The 16,423-nt window shown below is 60.7% G+C and carries 10 protein-coding genes; 6 read left to right on the forward strand and 4 right to left on the reverse strand.

The genetic code is table 11. The features are described 5' to 3' along the window. Positions 1 to 4: 4 nt before the first annotated feature. The gene (locus DZG07_RS16050) at positions 5 to 856 is read left to right on the forward strand and encodes a hypothetical protein (RefSeq protein WP_133304754.1); all 852 of its coding nucleotides are present in this window, start codon (positions 5 to 7) and stop codon (positions 854 to 856) included. Here DZG07_RS16050 and DZG07_RS16055 read toward each other — a convergent pair. From DZG07_RS16055 to DZG07_RS16070, 4 genes are all read right to left on the reverse strand, one after another. Then, positions 853 to 1,191: a hypothetical protein gene (locus DZG07_RS16055; RefSeq protein WP_091911931.1), complete on the reverse strand. Its 339-nt coding sequence runs from the start codon at positions 1,189 to 1,191 to the stop codon at positions 853 to 855. The two genes, DZG07_RS16050 and DZG07_RS16055, sit on opposite strands and share 4 nt — an antisense overlap. Next, positions 1,191 to 1,616, reverse strand: coding sequence for a DUF6484 domain-containing protein (locus tag DZG07_RS16060; RefSeq protein ID WP_091911932.1), 426 nt, complete (start codon positions 1,614 to 1,616; stop codon positions 1,191 to 1,193). The genes DZG07_RS16055 and DZG07_RS16060 overlap by 1 nt, the downstream gene beginning before the upstream one ends. A gap of 12 nt (positions 1,617 to 1,628) precedes the next feature. Continuing rightward, positions 1,629 to 3,953, reverse strand: coding sequence for a type VI secretion system tip protein VgrG (gene tssI / locus DZG07_RS16065; RefSeq protein WP_119818587.1), 2,325 nt, complete (start codon positions 3,951 to 3,953; stop codon positions 1,629 to 1,631). Between the two features lie 186 nt (positions 3,954 to 4,139). Further along, complete coding sequence (locus DZG07_RS16070; protein ID WP_245429495.1) at positions 4,140 to 5,597, reverse strand: caspase family protein; 1,458 nt, start codon at positions 5,595 to 5,597, stop codon at positions 4,140 to 4,142. A 548-nt stretch (positions 5,598 to 6,145) separates the two neighbouring features. On the opposite strand from DZG07_RS16070, the gene DZG07_RS23920 reads away from it, so the two are divergent. From DZG07_RS23920 to DZG07_RS16090, 5 genes are all read left to right on the forward strand, one after another. Continuing rightward, the gene (locus tag DZG07_RS23920) at positions 6,146 to 9,859 is read left to right on the forward strand and encodes an autotransporter (RefSeq protein WP_162931638.1); all 3,714 of its coding nucleotides are present in this window, start codon (positions 6,146 to 6,148) and stop codon (positions 9,857 to 9,859) included. Positions 9,860 to 9,897: 38 nt separating this feature from the next. Then, the gene (locus DZG07_RS24360) at positions 9,898 to 10,431 is read left to right on the forward strand and encodes an invasion associated locus B family protein (RefSeq protein WP_162931639.1); all 534 of its coding nucleotides are present in this window, start codon (positions 9,898 to 9,900) and stop codon (positions 10,429 to 10,431) included. Positions 10,432 to 10,629: 198 nt separating this feature from the next. After that, positions 10,630 to 12,084, forward strand: coding sequence for a type VI secretion system protein TssL, long form (gene tssL, locus DZG07_RS16080; RefSeq protein ID WP_119818593.1), 1,455 nt, complete (start codon positions 10,630 to 10,632; stop codon positions 12,082 to 12,084). 6 nt (positions 12,085 to 12,090) lie between these two features. Further along, positions 12,091 to 15,633 carry a type VI secretion system membrane subunit TssM gene (gene tssM, locus DZG07_RS16085; RefSeq protein WP_119818596.1) on the forward strand — a complete coding sequence of 1,181 codons (3,543 nt, stop codon included), beginning with the start codon at positions 12,091 to 12,093 and terminating at the stop codon, positions 15,631 to 15,633. Between the two features lie 8 nt (positions 15,634 to 15,641). Then, positions 15,642 to 16,421, forward strand: a complete 780-nt coding sequence (locus tag DZG07_RS16090; RefSeq protein WP_091911944.1) for a protein phosphatase 2C domain-containing protein — start codon at positions 15,642 to 15,644, stop codon at positions 16,419 to 16,421. Positions 16,422 to 16,423: the final 2 nt, after the last annotated feature.

The raw sequence follows: 16,423 nt of genomic DNA on the forward strand, positions 1-16,423 counted from the left end.
ATCTATGCCCAAGTTCATTCCCAGTTGCGACTGCGCGTCTCCCGAATATGAAAACTCTGTTCTCACGCTTCTCGTTCAAACGGACTCGGAGGACTACTGGTCACGGATAATTCGAATTTCCGGTTTGCGCGAAACACCGCAGAGCTTAACGCTCACCGTGATTTCGGAAATACACTCTTGGCTCACGAGCTTCTGGAGAAGTCCCGCTGGCGTCCTCCATATCTCGGATGACACTGGCGAAGTGCACCAACAAAGCAACGCCGGCTTGGTCTCTCGCACGGTATCAGAACGTGCAATCACATATGTCTGGGGTGTTTCAGACCAAGAGGTATATGCCGTCGGCGACGCTGGAATCGTTTACCTATGGAACGGCGCGGATTGGACCGCAGTTTCGGAACCGCTCGGTCAAAAGCTTTTCGGAGTGGTACGCGCTGCCAACGGAACTCTCTATGCTTGCGGCAATAGAGGCTCCCTCTGGCGCTATGTCGCGCCCACATGGCAGCGCCTCGAACTACCGACCAACCGTCGCCTGACTTCAGTGCTCGCATTGCCTGACTCAACAATCTGGGTCTGCGGCGAGGCAGGCACGCTTTTTCGGGGCAGCGACGAAGAGTGGGAGGACTTACAGCTTACAGAAGCTGACCTTCACGGGCTTTGTTATTTCAAGAAAAACATCTACATAGCCGGCAGTACTGTGGGCGTCTATGTGTACAAGGAAGGCGGACTTGAGCTGATAAAATCAACGGTCATCAGCTACGGCGTCGTGGCGGATGACAAATATTTGGTTAGTTTCGGAGACAAGATCACCATTCGCTATGATGGCGAGACCTGGGCGGGATATCGTTTCGACAACTAGGGCTTGTTAGCGGCGAGATACTCGCGAACCTGCACCAAATTAAGATTCTCAATGCGCATAGATTTAGCCCTGGGCTGAAGCATCCGGATGACAAATAGCTCTCCTGCTTCCGGGTACTCTTGGTAGCGTTCGCCTGCTATCCTTAACCCCTCCTCGCCGGCCACCCTCAACCCATCCAAATGCGCTTCCAGCCGTTCCACCAGTCGGGCAAGGCGCACCTCATCCATTTCCGGGTTTTCATCCGGATACAGCAACGCACGGTCATAAACCGTCCACAGGAATGCCGCCTGTTCAGCATGCTGGCGGACGATCTCTTTGAGGATCGGGGCCGGCATCAGTTCAGGTTGATCGAGCCGCCGCGAATGCGGTTGGCGGCGCTGGCTTGGCTGGTCAGATAGGTACCGCGAATGGTGATGTGACCGTCTTTCTCCATGATGATAGTCGCCTTGCCGCAGCGAAGTTCGATGCGTTCTTCAGCGACGATCCTGACCGTCTCGCCGTCGCGCACGACATGAGGCGCCGATGATCTGCGCAACGGTTCCACGATTCGACCGACGATCAGCGGTCGGCCTGGATCACCTTCCTGGAAGAGCAGCGCCACTTCGGTACCGATCATTGTCGAGGTAAGTTCGGTGAGGCTGCGCGCCGGAATTGCCGTCTCTTCCGGATTGCCGGGAAAGACGACAAGTGGTGCCTCCCCATCGAAACCGAGGAACACGCCAATAACTACGCCTTCTATACGTTCCAGAACGTCGGTCATCGCCACATCCTGTCAGTTGTGATTGATCTTGCTGCCCTTCCAGGTGATCTCGCTTGAGGCCTTGCCGTTGATCTTGCCGGAAGCGGTTGTCGTAATGTCCTTGCCCTCTATCGAGATCGTTCCGTCTTTCTTTAGGCCGATCGCTGCAGAGCCGCATTTGATGATGATGGAGTCACCAGCTTCGATGATCAAATCCTTGCCGATCTTGATCAGCCCATCTTCAGTGATCTCGACCGCACTGCCTTTTTTGACCTTGACTACGCGTGAGCCACTTATCTCGGCTATGTCGTCTTCCTTGATCTTGGCGTCCCTGCCCTTGCTGACGTCGGTGCTGTGCTGGCCCTTGACCTTGAAGGTCTGGTCGCCGCCGATATCGACTGTCTGGTTCGATTTGACCTTCCAATCGTCGTTGGCGCCGATGTCGTGACTTTGCGCCGCCTTGACGGTCATGCTGCGCGTTGCGCCAATGGTATTTGTCTGGGCGAGCGCTACGCTGCGCGTCTCGGTCGCCATGACGGAATCGATGCGCGCCGCCTTGATCGTGACGGTCTGGATCGCGCCGACGGTCTGGGTGTGGTTGGAATCGATGTTTTCGGTCGAGTTCGCCTTGACGTGGATTTTTTCGTCCGCACCAACGGTCAGCGAGCGATTGATGCCGACGGTCTCGGTGTCGTTGGAGCCGATGTCCACCTTGCGGTCGACGCCGACCTTGGTCGTCTTGTTCTTGCCGACATCCTCGTCGAGATTGACGCCAACCGAGTGCTTGGCATTGTTGTCGATGCGGTCTGACTGGTCGTGCTGCACCAGCTTGTTGCGGTCGTTCTTGACCAGCAGCTTGTGGTCCTTCTGGGCCTGGAAATTGACCAGTTCGGAGCCGGCCTTGTCCTCGAACATCATCTCGTTGTAGCCGCCGCCGCCAGGCGACGAGTTGGTCTTCAAACCGGATTGTGTCGCATTGCCGGGCAACCCATAAGGCGGCATCTCGTTGGCGTTGTAGACCCTGCCGGTTATGACCGGGAGATCGGGATCGCCTTCGAGGAAATCGACGATCACCTCCTGGCCGATGCGCGGTATCTGGATGAAGCCCCAGCCGCCGCCGCCCCAGCTTTGCGAAACGCGCACGAAGCAGGAGCTGTTCTGGTCCTTCTTGCCTTCGCGGTCCCAATGGAACTGGACTTTTACGCGGGCATATTTGTCGGTGAAGATTTCCTCGCCCTTGGGCCCGACGACCGTCGCGGTCTGTGGACCGCGCATGATGGGGCGCGGGGTGATGCGGGGCGGACGATAGGTCACCGCGGTTGGCGCCACTTCCATCACGACCTGGTAGCTCTCGCCCTTGCTGTCGGTGCCGGAATGATAACTCGGGTCGTACATGCTGTAGTCGGCGCGCAATACGACATATTCCTGGTTCTGGTCCTTGCGCGGAAAGCCGTCGAGCTTGAACGTGGACCCTGAAAACAGGCCGCGAACCGTGCCGGCTGCGGCAATGCGCTGGTGCGCCGCCTGAAGCTCCTCGCGCCGGATCGCGGCTATCGCGTCGCCACGGCCGAGTTCCAGATGAGCGCCAGGCTGGCGATAGTGCTCGCCCTTCGCCCTTTCATGGGAAAATGGCTGCGCCGATTTCGTCTTCAGGTCGGCAGACGGCTTGGTGAAATCGTAGTCGGTATGCGCATAGGTTCCGGGCAGGACCGAGCGGCCGGGGATCCACTCGGTTATGTACTCCACGTCGCGGCGCGTCGCCTCGCCCTCGAAGTGATAGGGAACCGTTTCGGCGCCGGGCGCCGGCTTCAGCTTGCTCATCGCGTCCGCAAGGATCAGCGTGTGGTCGCCGTCGGCGTATTCGAAGAAATACATGATGCCTTCGTGCTCGAGCAGGCGCTGCACGAAATCCAGATCGCTCTCGTCATACTGCACGCAGTATTCGCGCGCCGGATAGGACCCCTGCAGGCGTTTTTCGAACTTTCCCGGCGCATGCTTGGCGAAAATCTTCTCGGCTATCTCGACAACGCTCAAGCCCTGGAAAATGCGGCAGTCGAATGTATGGCCGAGGAACCAGAGCCACGGTCGCACAGTGGCTTCATAATGCGCGAGCCGATCTTCGATGCGGGTCAGACGGAATTCCGAAACAATGCCGCTGAACCAGCGTTTCGGGCCGCCGGATTCGCCCTCAACGGACAAGACGCCGCCGAGCATCTTTAGGGGATCGATATCTGGATCCTTGCTGACGAAACCGACCGTGAAGGCAAAGCAGCGGCTGACCTCGTCGCGCCCGACGAGATGGGTGAAGATCAGCTTGTCCCCGCCGAGCGGTGTTCGAACGACAGTGGCTTCGGGCATTTTTGGGTGCGCCTTTCTAGAGCCTGCCGTGAGCGTCAGCCGCTATCTGCGGCAAAGGCATGGCGGCGAATTCGGCGAACCGCGTCTGACCGCACCATGCCGACGACACGTCTGACATACGAAATCGCACCCGACCTCCGATATGAAGCATGTCACACAGCCCCGCTGCCAATCGAAATCAATTCGTCAAAAAATGCCGCCAATGCCGATGCCCGCGCCGATATCCGGTGGGGGCGCAGCGGGCCTGGCCTTCTGCTGCCGCTGAACCTTCTCGCGCTGGGGCGCACGCCCCGAAGACCGGCTGGCTTTCGTACCGTCGCGAGCGCGGTCCATGGTGGCGGTCTTCACCGGCTTCGGTGCCACGACCGGCTGCCGGCAGACCCGGCCGGAGCGAAGGAACAGGTCGCCGAGAAGATCGAGATTGGGTTCGGGCACTGCATTCGCCTGCTTTGTCTGCCGGTAGTAATCGGAAAGCGCTTTCTGGGAGCCCTGCCCCCAGACGCCATCGATCGGCTTTCGATAGCAACCGAGCCTCGACAGTTCGGCCTGCACGCGGCGGCTGACGTCGGAAGCGTGCGGGTTTGCAATGTCACTGCCGGTCTGGTCGCTGCCCGATACGACCGATCCCAGGGCGGACGCCACGTTCTTTTCCAAATCCGCCGGAGCCAGGCTCGCCATCTGCTGCTGGCCGGCATCGTTCTGGCTGGCAGGATCGGCAGAACGGACAATTTCAGGCAATTGCCGGCCCAGAAGCAGGACCGTGCTTTGCAGGTCGCTGTCGGCCGATGCCAGCTGGGTCATCAGCTTTGCCTTGGCGCTCGGAATCTGGAGTATCCTGTTGAGGGTCGCACCGAGTTCCTGCGGGTCGATGACCTGCAACTCGGTGAAGTAGAACTGCTCGCGCAGGTTGGATTGATCCCACGGAACCTGATTACCGAGCGTGCTCGCCTCCGTCGCGTTGCGCACCCGGATCATCATGTCGGAGATGCTCAGGCCCGGAAACTCGATGTTCTCAAGCAAAGCCTTGGTGAACGGGCTGTTTTGCCCTGCCCCGTCGACCGTGACGTTGCCCGGTTGCGTAGCAAAGGCGATGAAGGTGTTCTCGCCGACTTCGACCTGCGCAAGACCGCGGCCGACGCCGGCGGAATCCAACCCCAGCGGGGTGTTGCGGCAAGCATCGAGGAATATGAATGTCGGCCGGTCGCGGCTGGCGAAGCGCGCAATCACGTCGTTCAGTTTCACCGCCTTGGCCGTCAGGTTGCCGACGTCGGTCGGATTGAGCGAATCCACCGGCAGCAGAAAGTTCTGGCCATCGACCTGCACGCCGTGACCGGCATAGAAGATCAGGACGGCGGTGTAGCCGTCCAGCTTGCCGTCGAAGCGTTCGAAGATCTTTTCGAATTGGTCCGATGTCTCATCGGTTCCGACCACGACTTCAAAATTCAGCCGACGCAGGCTTTCCGAGAGTTTGGTGGCGTCGTTGGCCGCGTTGGGCAGGTCCTCATAGCGGTCGCTCTGATAGTTCGAATTGCCGATGACGATAGCGAGACGCTTGGGTTGCGCGGGCGTGTTCTGGTTTTCCGCGGCGGCGAACACCGGAAGCGGAATCACGAGGCAAAGCGCCAGGAAAGACAGCAAGACCAAGAATTTCCTGGAAGGTTTCATATCAATAACCGCTTTGATGTCTCTGCAGTTAATTCCTTCAAAACAGCGTAACTTCCGCTGCTTGAAGATGATGGCACTAAATCGTTCGATTTTCTACAGAAACAATTTGCATTGACCGGCATCGCCCAGCCAGAAATGCAACGGGCGACCTTTCACCACCTCTACTCTTGGGAAGGTTATCCCCGGCGTCAAAATGCTCAACTCCCGAATTTGGTACTGAACCGATGCTCAGTATCGGCCAATTGAGGTATCCTCCGGCTAAATGTCCGTCAAAGATGATGAATGATTACTGTAAAGCATCAATTTTCAAAGAGATTTTGACACGAAGCAACCTAGAATTGTTCGTGTCTTTATTGCAACATTAAATCGATTATCTTCTCTACCTGCGGATGAGGTGTTGTAAGCAATGAGATGCTCGCCTAGCATTTCGACCATAAGCCTAACAAAAAATAGATAAGCCCGGGAGCGTTCAAAGAATCCATTTTCAGTGTGGCCGCTCCGCGTGTCGGGCCGGCCGGGATGGGCCAATGACCAGGGACACAAGAGCCGCTCACCTCGCCGGCGTTTCCATTTTAGCGCTTGCCATAGGCTATACGATCTACCCTTCCAGCGCCCAGGCGTGCGAAGCCACCCGGCAACCTGCTGACGGTCCGATCAATTCGATCGCCGTCGTTTGCGACGATGCCGAGACCGAAACCATCACCACCGATTATCCGACGTTTCTGCTCAGGCAGCTGGGCACGGAATATGACGGCGCCGGCAACGACACCTTCACGGTGACGGGCGACGTGGACATCCAGCAGGACGACAACAGCGAAGGCGAGCCGTTTTCGGACTTTTCGATCGACATGGGTGCCGGCACCGACAATTTCAGCATGAAGGGCGGAAGCTTCATCGGCCGGGACACCGAAGCTGGCGACGCCCCGATCATCCAGCTTCAGACCGGCGCGGGTGACGACATCATCACCATCGGAGCCGGTACATTTGGCGGCAGCATCTTTGCCGGATCGGGAAACGACACGATAGACGTTTCGGGCGGCACGGTGAACGGCGACATCTACGGCAACTCTGGCGTTGACACCATAACCGTTTCCGACGGAGCGGTAGACGGCAGCATCTTTGGCGGTGACGACGACGACACGATAGAGGTGTCGGGCGGCACGGTCAGCGGCTCGATCTTCGGCGACGATGCGGAAGCGACCGGCAACGATACAATCACCGTATCCGGCGGCACGGTCCAAGGCAGTATTTTTGGTGACACTGGCGACGACACCATAACCGTGTCCGGCGGAGTGGTTGAGAGCAGCGTCTTCGGCGATGATGGTGACGACACGATAGAGGTGTCCGGCGGTACGGTCGACGGCAACGTCTTTGGCGACGACGGTGTTGACACCATAACCGTTTCCGACGGCACGGTCGGGGGCAGTGTCTTTGGCGATGCCGGCAACGACAAGATAACCGTCTCAGGCGGCGAGGTCGAAGGCGTTGTATTCGGCGAGGCCGCAGTCGCCACAGACGGCGGCGTCTTTGGCGGCGCAGGCGATGACACGATAGACGTCTCCGGGGGACTGGTCGGTGGGTCGGTCTTCGGCGACGACGCGGAATCCATCGGAAACGACACCATAACCGTCTCCGGCGGCACGATCGTCGGCAGCGTATTCGCCGGCGGCGGCGCTGACACGGTTGTCGTCTCCGGCGACGCCCAAATCGGCGTGGCGGGCGATGGCCCGGATTCGGTTGGCCTCGAAGATGGAAACGACATTTTCCGCATGACCGGCGGCACGTTGGCCGGCTCCGTCAGCGGCAATGCCGGCAATGATTCAATCACGATATCGGGCGGCAGCGTCGGCACCTTCGTCGCCGGCAATGAAGGCGTCGATACGATCGACATATCGGGCACGGCAGTCATCGGCGAGCACATAACTGCCGGCGAAGGCAACGACATCGTGACCATTCGCGGCGGCACGGTGACGACTTTCATCAATGGCGAAACCGGCGATGACCGCATCACCGTCAGCGGTGGCTCCGTCGGAGGCGACATTTACGGCAATGACGGGAACGACACGCTAAACATTTCCGGAGGAACGATCGGCGGAACCGTTTTCGGCGACGGCGGCGAAGGCACAGGCAACAACACGTTTGCAATCTCGGGCGGCTCGATCACCGGTGGCGTTGTTGCCGGCAACGGCACCGACAACGTGACCGTCTCAGGCACGGCACAAATCGGCGCCCTGGATGCCACCTCCGTCGATCTCGGCGCCGGTGACGACACATTCAATATGAGTGGCGGGACGCTCACCGGATCGGTCGATGGCAATGCCGGGAACGACACCATGACGGTAAGCGGCGGCACGGTCGGCGGCGATGTTCTTGGCGGCGACGGCGACGATGCCGTCAACGTTTCAGGCGGCGCGGTAAACGGCTCGGTGATCGGCGGCGCAGGAACCGATGTCGTCACTATCAGCGGCGGAACCATTGCCGGTGGCGTGCAGGGCGAAACGGTCAATCTCAGCGGCGGCACGATCGGCGGCGACATTACCGGCATCTCCAGCGATACGCTGACGATTGAGAATGCCGGGACAAATCTCAATCTTCGTGACGGGGTGCTGTTCCAGGGCACAAACGTTGTCGGAACGATCACTGGTACCGACCTTGCGCGCGCCAGCGGAAACACTTTCCGAAGCCAGAACTTCGATAGATTTTCGAGCCTTACTCTCAGCGGTTCCAGCATCGGCTTCAGGGACAGCGTACAGACAATCGGCAATCTGGCGCTGCTGAACGGTTCGACCCTGTATGTCGCAGGCGATGTCAGTTTGCTCGCACCGGTCGACGGGGCCGCGTTGGCAGCGCTGGTGACCGGCACGGGCAATGTGTCGGCGACCAACTCCACCATATCCATGATCAACAACGACCCGACGGACCGCTTCAGTGTCGGCAATCTGACGCTCAACGGGGCAACGCTTGGCATCGACATCAACCAGCGGGACGGGCTGGGCGACCGCTTCATCCCGGCCGGGCAATTCCAGGCGAGCGGTACAAACACCGTTCTCGTCAATCTCCTGGGCACGCCGGTCTTCACCGGCGTCAGCATCATCCCGATTGCGCCGGTGGCCGGAGAGGTCGTGCCCACCGCTGGCGCGCCTTCGCCGATCTTTCTGGTTGGGGGAATACCGAACACGCCCGGCTCGCTGTTTGCCTATGACGTGATCACAGGCAGCAATGGCGGCATCTATCTGCGCGCACTGCCCTCGGATCTGGTTTCGCCGCAGGCAACGCGCGTTGCGATCGACTCGCAGCCGATCGAAACGGTGACCGCGGCCATCGAGCAGATCACCGACGACGCGCTTGCCTTTGCGCTCGATTTCCCGAAAGGCTCCGGCCGTTCGGATGCAGCGCCTGGCTTCGGCGTCTATGCGTCCGGGCAATTCGCGGCAGTGAGCCATGACGGCTTCACCGTGTCCGACGGCACCAACAGCCTTCAGGGCCCGCCGTTCACCGCGCACGACTTTTCCCTTGCCGGCAGCGTCGAACTGGACTTGGCGAAATACTACGGTTTCGACCAGACCTACGGGCTGAATGTCGGCCTCTTCGGCGGCTACGCCTCGTCCGACGTGACGATGGATTCCATTCAAGGGTTGGGGAGCATCGGCAACGCCGACAACAAGAGCGGAATGATCGGCACCTATGGCCTGTTCCGCACCGGCATGAGCTACGGGCTGGTTTCGGCCACCACCTTCATCGGCCAGACGGATATCAACAACGACATCCTCGCCTCGACGGGCAATTATGACACTGTCGGCTATGCCCTCACCGGCTCGGTCGGGCATATCTTCCCGCTTGGCGACAAATGGAAGTTCGACCTTCGCGGGGGCGCGCTCTGGGCTTCGTTCGAAGGCGACGCTTTCACCGACAGCCAGGGCAACGAGTTCGGCAAGTCGAAAGTGTCCTTCGGCGCGCTCAAGTTCGAGCCCGGTTTCTATGGCGACTTCGCCCTCGACAACGGCATGGCGATCAGCCCCTATGCCCGGCTGGAGCTGCAGCAGCGCATCGGCTACCGCAACACCGGAAGCATCGCCGGCCTGGACTTCGAGTTCGACGATGCCGATTTTTCCGTGGCCCTGTCGAGCGGCCTCAACCTCCAGCTCTCCAAGACGACGACGCTCAGCGGCGAGTTGAAGACCAAGTTCTCATCCGACAGCCAGTCGCTGGCCGGCAAGATCGGCATCAAGGCGAAGTTCTAAGCCATTGCGTCGGCATTCAATTGCGAGGGGGACAAGATTTGGCGCGAATCCGGGCAAGCAGGTTTGCGGCAATCGGCGTCGCTGCCGTCCTTTGCATTTGCGCAAGCCTGTCTTTCGCGACGGCGCAGACGAAGCCGCAAGCCAAGCCCACCGCCGATGAAAAGCCGCAGCCAGGCTGGCGGATAAGCTGCCAGGGCGACGCCGCATCAAAGAATCTTTCATGCACCCTTGAGCAATTGTTGCGGGAGAAGCAGACCGGCAAGCGCCTGCTTGCCGTTTCCATCTTCAGGAAAGACAAAAGCGCGCCCTACACGATGCGGCTGAACCTGCCGCACGGCTTGCTGCTGACAAATGGCGTCAAGGTCTGGATCGACGAGAAAACACAAACAACCTATCCGATCGTCACCGCCGACCAGCGCGGCAGCTACGCGGTCATCCCGCTCGATGCCGGAATGATCGACGGATTGAAGCAGGGAACCCTGCTGAATGTCGGCGTCAGTTCCTACACGGGCGGTGACATCATCTTTCAGTTGTCGCTGGCCGGATTTACCACCGGCCTTGCGAAAATCTGATGCAAGCCCTTGGATCATCAATAGATGATCCAGCCTGTTACCGAGCAACCCGGCAAAGATAAGAATGGGTTCAGCCTACGCCTATTTTCACCTCGACAAGTATTGTTGCTTGTGACCAGAATTTGTTCGGGCCGTTGGCGATGACCGAATATTTATGGAGGATCATCCAGATCTTAAGGCCATCATGGAAAGCCGAAGATGAGCGGAAAGAATGATCCGTTCGGAAGAGAAGGAAAAACCGTCATCGCCCCCTCCCCGGGCGGAGTGTCGAGGCGTGATTTTCGCGACGCCGCACCTCCGGCACCGGGTCTGCAGGCTTCGGCACGGCCGCCGGTCACCGGCACGATACTCAGCCCCGCATTCCCCATCGCCACTCCTGAAACGGGTGTGCGACAGCCCCAACAGGCGGCCCCGCGCTTTGCTCTCGACGTCGCGCTGAATGCAGCAAGCGGCGTAAAATTTCCATCGTCCAATCCGCTGATTGCGGCGGCGGCATCCTTGCTGATCCTGCTCGGCAGGCTGCGCCTGCACAGCACCGAAATCCAGCTGGCGCCGCTGATGAACCAGCTTTCCCGGCTGGTGACCGAGTTCGAGCAGAAGGCCACTGAGGCGGGCGTTGCGCAGGACGAGGCATCGGTCGCCAAATATGTGCTGTGCGGCACTGCCGACGAAATCGTGCAGAGCCTGCCGGGTGTCGATCGCGATGCCTGGACGCTGCACAGCCTGCTGGTGAAATTCTTTCAGGTCCGCTCCGCCAGCGTCGGGTTCTTCGAGGAACTGGACAAGGCGCTCGCCGACCCCGCGCAGCGATACGATCTGCTTGAACTGATGCATGCCTGCCTGCTGCTCGGCTTTCAGGGCCAGTATCGCGGCACACCGGGCGGAAGCGCGCTGTTGCAGCGCGTGACGGGCAACCTTCACCAGAGGATGCGGCAGATCAAGGCGCTGCCCGACGAGGAGATTTCGCCGCGCTGGCGGGGCATGGCGTTGCGCCGGGCGGGCGTTGGTCCGCGCGTGCCGCTGTGGGCGATCGCGAGCTTTGCCGGCGCCATTCTTGTCGGTGCGTTTTTCCTTTTGCGCTTCCTGATCGGCAACGAGGCCGATGCGCTGGAGACGCGGCTTGCGGGATTGAGCCCAACGACCGCGATAAAGATCGACCGGGTCGAGGCTGTTGCCTACACGCCACCGCCGCCGCAGGAAAGCACGCAGCTGCAGCGTGTTCGCACAGCGCTGGCCGACGAGATCGCCGCCGGCACGATGACGGTCGAGCCATCAGGCGACCAGATTGTGGTGAGCGTCAGCAACGCCGTGCTGTTTGCTTCCGGCAAAGTCGACGCCAGGAAGGAATTCGAGCCTATCGGCAAGAAGATCGCCGAGGCGCTGGACAAGGAGCCCGGCCCGATCAGCGTGATCGGCCACACCGACAATGTGAAGCCCAAGGTTTCGAGCCGATACAAGTCGAACCACGACCTGTCGCTGGCGCGCGCCGCATCCGTGCAGGCCGTGCTGGCAAAATCGCTGTCCGACGCGGCGCGGATCAAGGTCGACGGCAAGGGCGATCTCGAACCGATCGCAGACAACGGCACGCAGGAAGGGCGCGCGGCGAACCGGCGCGTGGAAATCATGATCCCGAAGGAAGAAACGCTGCAGTAGGAACGCATGGACCGCAAGCAACCGATATTCGCCTGGCTCGGGGCACTTCTCGCCCTGCTGGGCCTCGTTTGCTTCGGATTGGTCGTCTGGTTCGCCGGCCCGCTGATAACGTTCAACGGCTCGCAACCACTCGATTCAGTTTGGATTCGGACCGGCGTGATAGCGGCCGCCACCGTTCTGGTCGCCGGCGCTTACGCCGTCCGCGCATTGAGGGCGCGCGGCGCACAGAAGGCCATCGAGGCGGCGCTTCTTTCGAATGACGATCAAGGGAGCGACGGCCCGCTGCTCGCCAAGCGGATGGCCGATGCCATCGCGGTGCTCAAACGCGCGAGCGGCAAAAGCTCGTTCCTCTACGAAATGCCGTGGTATGTCGTCATCGGGCCGCCCGGCGCAGGCAAGACCACCGCGCTGGTCAATTCGGGACTGAAATTTCCGCTCGCCGAAAAAGAAGGGGCGGCACCCGTCGAGGGCGTCGGCGGCACCCGCAATTGCGACTTCTGGTTCACCGACGACGCCGTGCTGATCGATACTGCGGGCCGTTACACGACCCACGAATCCGACGCCGAGACGGACAAGAAAAGCTGGCTGTCGTTCCTTTCGCTGCTCAAGGCAAACCGGACAAGACAGCCGATCAACGGTGTCATTGTCGCCATCAGCGTGGAGGATTTGCTGACCTTGCCGGAATGGGAGCTGGCTTCTCACGCCAACGCCATCCGAAAACGCCTGTTCGAGCTTCTTCAGGAGCTGAAGGTCGATTTCCCGGTCTATGCTCTCTTCACAAAGGCCGATCTGATCGAGGGCTTTCGCGAGTATTTTGGCAGCTTCACCGAAGCGCGCCGCCGCAAGGTGTGGGGCGCGACCTTCCAGACCGAGAAGCGGAAGCAAAATCTCGTATCGCAAGTTCCGGTCGAGTTCGACGCGCTGGTCAGCCGCCTTACGGAGGAGCTTCCGGATCGCCTGCAGGAAGAACCGGACGCGACAGCACGCATCGCCATCTTCGGCTTTCCGGCGCAGGTCGGCGCGTTGCGGGAGCGTGTGGCCGACTTCCTCAACCAGATATTCGACCCGGCACGGCCGGAAAGCAGCGCCAGCCTGCGCGGCTTCTATTTCTCCTCGGGCACGCAGGAAGGCACGCCGATCGACCAGCTTATCGGTGCTATGGGCAGGAACCTTGCGGTCAGGCAGGCGAGCGAAAATCTCTCCGGGCGCGGCAAGAGTTTTTTCATCCACGATCTGCTGCAGGATTTGATATTTGCCGAGGCAGGATGGGGCTCTCTCGACAAGGGCATTGCCCGACGCAGCGCCATGCTGCGCTATGGCGGCATGGCGGCAATCGCATGCGTCTCAGCGCTGGTGCTCGGCACGCTGGGCTGGAGCTTTGCAGCCAACAAATCGCTGATCGCGGCGGGCGGAAACGCGATCGAGGCCTATCGCGCAGATGCCGGCCAGGAACTGACCAGACAGGACATGCCGGCGTCCGAACCGGTCACGGGAGCGGACCTCTCCGCAATTGCTGCCCTGCTCAGCCAGTTGCGCGAGATGCCGGCGGGCTATGCGCATCGCAACGAACCGACACCGGTGAACGAGACGTTTGGCCTGACGCAGCGCGAGACGTTGTCATCAGCAACGGAAGAGACCTACCGCAACGCACTGGAACGTATGCTGCGCCCGCGCCTCGTCCTGCGGACGGAACAGCAACTGGCTGCAAGCATCAACGAACCGACGGTCGCCTATCCGGCGCTGAAGACCTATCTGATGCTCGGCGGCAAGGCGCCCGGCGTCGAGGACGACTTTATCACTGGCTGGATGGAACGGGACTGGGAAGCCAACCTCCTGCCCGGTGCCGGCAACGAAGCCGCCCGACAGGAGCTTGCAACCGACCTGCGCGACATGCTGGAACTCGGGCGGTCACATGTGCCGGCAATCGAACTCGACGGCAAGCTGATCGCGCAGGCGCAGCAATCGCTCGCCGGCATGAAGCTCGCGGATCGCGCCGGGCTCGTCATGAGTTCCTCGGCCTATGCCAAGGGCTTGCGCGACCTGCCGCTCCTTAGCGGGGACGATGCCGCCAAGGTGTTTGAGACGCGCGACGGCACCCAGCTCGACCAGTTGAAAATCCCCGGCCTCTACACCAATGCCGGTTTTCACAAATTCTTCCTCGTGCAGCTCGCAGGCGTAGCAGACCGGCTCGCCGCCGAGCAATGGGTTATGGGCGATGCCGGGCAGAATGCCGAGCAGGTCAGCGGGCTTGAAGCGCTCGGCCCCGAACTCGTCGACCGCTACAGCAAGGACTTCATCGAGGCCTGGGAAAAGGTGCTGTCCAATCTCAAGCTGAAATCCATCACGCAGGATCAGCCTGACTATGGCGTTCTGGCAGCGGCATCGTCCGAGACGTCGCCGCTGCTCAAGCTGCTCGAAACCGTCGGCAACGAGACGACGCTCAGCCGGGGCGACGGCAGCCTCGACATGGAAAGCGCACAGATCTACGGCCTTGCCCGCATCGGGCTCATTCATCGGAAGTCGCAGCTGAGGGCTGGCGAAGCCGCAGGAAGCGCTGCGGGCGCGGTCAATCCCGGCGCCAATATCGAGGCCTATTTCAGGCTTTACCAGAACTGGATCGAAGGAGCCCCCGGCAGCCGCCCGGTCGATATCCTTCTGAAGAATCTCGGCGAAGTCCGGGAAAGCCTGAAGGTCATAACCGACTATCCGTCGCAATCAGGACCGGCCAACGAGAAGCTGCGGCTTCAGGTGGTCAATCTGCGCGGAACCATGTCGCGCCTTCCCAAGCCATTCGCCACGATGATCTCGGAAGTCGTCGAGGAGTTCGAGGGGGCGGAGGCCAGCAGTTCGAAATCGCAACTCAATCAGGCGCTGGCCGCAAACATCACCAAGCTGTGCCAGCGGATCGTTTCCGGCAAGTACCCCTTTGCGAGGGATGCCGATGGCGACGTCCAGATTGGCGAATTCACGCAGCTGTTCGGTCCCAATGGCCTGATGGACAAGTTCTTCGACGAGCATCTGGCGCCGCTGGCAAACATTACCGGCGATGCCTGGGACTGGCAGAAGGACACGCGGCTGGGGCGCGAGCTCTCCAGCGATACGCTTCGCCAGTTCCAGCGCGCAGCCGAAATCCGCAATGCCTTCTTTGCCGATGGCAGCCCGACACCTGCCGTGAAGGTGACGATCGCCCCGCACACCATCTCCAAGGACGCCGAGGCGCTGCTGGTGGTCAACCAGATCGTCATCCAGACCTCGATGGCCGGAAATACGCCGCAGACGATTGCATGGCCTGGCGACGGCGCCTCGAGCAGCGCCAAGCTCAGCATCTTCCCCGAAATAGCCGGGCGGGATTCGAGTATCGACAAGAACGGCCCCTGGGCGCTGATGCGCCTGATCGACACCGGCTCCATCGCCCAGGAAGGCGACGACCTGGTGGTGCGGTTCGTCGTCGGCGGCCGTGAAGTTTCCTACAGCATACGAACCGGATCTTCCTACAACCCGTTGTTTTTGCCGGCGCTTCGCGATTTCAACTGCCCCGCCGGCTTTTAGGAACCGTCATGATGAAGCATGTCTTCGACATCGACAGCGACGGCGCCACCCACACCGGCTGCATTCGCGAGCTTAACGAGGACCGCTTTCTGGTCCAGTCCGACAGCGGCCTGTTTGCGGTGGCCGACGGCATGGGCGGACACGACGGGGGCGAGCTTGCCAGCAACAGCATTGTCGAGAACCTGAAGTCGATCGGCGTTCCAAGCTCGGCGCGGGATTTGCGCGCGCGCTTCGAAGACCGGGTGACGACGGCCAATCGCGAAATCCGGGAGATCGCCTTGCGGCGCAATGCCGGCATGATCGGCTCGACGCTGGCGGCCCTTTTGACCTTCGAGCATCAATATGCCTGCCTGTGGGCCGGCGACAGCCGCATCTACATGCTGCGCGACGGAAACCTTTCACAGCTGTCTCGCGATCATACCGAGGTGCAGGACCTTCTCGATCGCGGCCTGCTGACGCCCGAGGAGGCGGCGGTATCGCCACGGCGCAACGTAATTACCCGCGCCATCGGCACGTTCGACAACCCGACACTTGATTTCACCTATGGGCGGATCCGCGCGCAGGACAAATTCCTGATCTGCAGCGACGGCCTGACGGCCCATGTTTCCGACGACGAGATGCGGCGGGTGCTCAGCCGTCATAGCGCGCGTGAAGCCTGCGCCATCCTTCTCAGGTTGACGCTCGACCGCGGCGCGGTCGACAATGTCACCGTCGTCGTCGTCCAGTTCCGCAATTCTCCGGCCAACATCACGCGCGGGCGACCGGGCGAATGGCCGAGCCAGATGTGAGT

The sequence above is a fragment of the Mesorhizobium sp. DCY119 genome (genome assembly GCF_003590645.1).
Taxonomy (GTDB): domain Bacteria; phylum Pseudomonadota; class Alphaproteobacteria; order Rhizobiales; family Rhizobiaceae; genus Mesorhizobium_M.